The organism is Streptomyces sp. NPDC037421 (genome assembly GCF_055602105.1).
In genome coordinates this window covers 1-1885 of the sequence record NZ_JBVJWV010000087.1, presented here as the reverse complement: position 1 = coordinate 1885, position 1885 = coordinate 1, and the positions used below count along the sequence as shown (strand labels likewise).

Annotated in this window: 1 protein-coding gene; it reads right to left on the bottom strand. The window is 69.7% G+C overall.

The window, feature by feature from the left end:
• A partial coding sequence (locus ACZ7IF_RS39275) for a non-ribosomal peptide synthetase (protein ID WP_470981842.1) occupies positions 1-1885 on the bottom strand: 1885 nt, incomplete at both ends.

Sequence of the window (1885 nt, the reverse complement as noted above, 5' to 3'; positions counted from 1 at the left end):
TGGGCGAACGAGAGGGGTATCAGCTGGGGTCGTACCGCTGGTGTCAACGCGGTGCGGGTTCCGGCCGGACGTGCGGCGGCGACGCGTCGTGCCAGTCCCGCTGGTGTCGAAGCCTCGAAGACGTCACGGATCCCGACCTCCACGCCAAGGGCTCCTCGTACGCGGCCGATCAGGCGGGTCGCGAGCAGAGAGTGACCACCGAGGCCGAAGAAATCGTCGTCGACACCGGTGACGGGCACGTCGAGGATGTCGGCGAAGATCCCGCACAGGCGTTCTTCGACGGCGTTGCGCGGTGCGCGCGCCGGCGTGCCGCCTGCCCGCGCGGGCATCGGCAGGGCGCGCCGGTCCAGCTTGCCGTTCGGCGCGAGCGGGAAGTGGTCCATGACGACGAACGCAGTGGGAATCATGTAAGCGGGAAGCAGAGTCCGGGCGTGTTCGCGCAGTGGCTCGACGCGGAGGCCGTCGACGGATTCCGCCGGGATGACGTAGGCCACCAGTTCCTTCTCGCCGGGCCGGTCCTCGCGGACGGTCACCAACGTCCGTCCCACGTCGGGATGGCGGTCGATGACGGCGGCTATCTCGGCCGGTTCGATCCGGAAGCCACGGATCTTGACCTGGTCATCCGCTCTGCCGACGAATTCGAGCTGTCCGTCACGGTTCCAGCGGGCGATGTCCCCGGTGCGGTACATGCGGTCCCCGGCCGGGCCGAAGGGGTTCGCGACGAACCGTTCTGCCGTGAGGTCCGGGCGCTTGAGGTAGCCGCGGGCCAGTCCCGCACCGGCGAGATACAGTTCTCCCGCCACACCCGGCGGTACCAGCCGCAGCCGCGCGTCCAGGACGTAGGCGCGGGTGTTGGCCATCGGCCTGCCGATCGGTGCGGTACCGGCGGCGTTGCCGTCGTCGTACCAGGCGGTGGCGTAGACGGTGCACTCAGTGGGCCCGTAGATGTTGGCGATCCTGGCGCCCGGGAGCGCTGCACGCAGATCCTTCACCAGCTGGGGCGGCACCGCCTCACCGCACAGGGCCACGTCACCAGCGTGCAAAGCCACCGGGCCGCCGGCGAGGACCGCCGAGAACACGGACGGCACGCCGCTGACGAGGGTGCCCGACCAGCCGCCCCGCTGGGTGACCTCCAGCAGGTCCCGCACGATCTCGACGGTTCCGCCCAGGGTGAGCGGGACGAGCCACTCGAAGACCGACACGTCGAAGTTGAGGGACGTGGACAGCAGCGTGTGGGACATCCGCTCGCGGCCGTAGTCACCCGCGGCCCACGAACAGAAGTCGACGACGTTGCCCTGGGTGACGACCACGCCCTTGGGACGGCCGGTCGACCCTGAGGTGTGGAGGACGTACGCGGCGTTCTGGGCCCCCAGGGGCCGGGTGCGATCCCGGTCCGACAGGTTCACCGAGGGAAGGGGCCTCCGGTACACGTCCTCCAGCAGCACCCGCACGGTGTCGTCGGCCGGGAGGGCGTGCTCGACCTCTCTGGTGGTGAGGACACGGGCGGGCGCCGCGTCACGGAGGACGTAGGCGATTCGCTCGGCGGGGTAGTCGAGGTCGATCGGCTGGTAGGCGGCGCCGACCTTGAGCACGGCGAGGGCGGCCGTGAGCAGTACGGGCGATCTGGGGAGGGCGAGGGCGATGAAGTCTTCGGGTCCGGTGCCGTGGGTGCGGAGGTGGTGGGCGAGTCGGTTGGCTTGTTCGTTGAGTTGGGCGTAGGTGAGGTGTTGGTCGTGGTGCCGGATGGCGATGGCGTGGGGGGTTCGGGCGGCTTGTGCTTCGAAGAGTTCGGGGATGGTGGTGTGGGTGGGGGGTGGGGTGGTGGTGTTGTTGAGGGTGGCGAGTTGTCGGTGTTCGTGGGGGGTGAGGATGTCGGTGTGGGTGA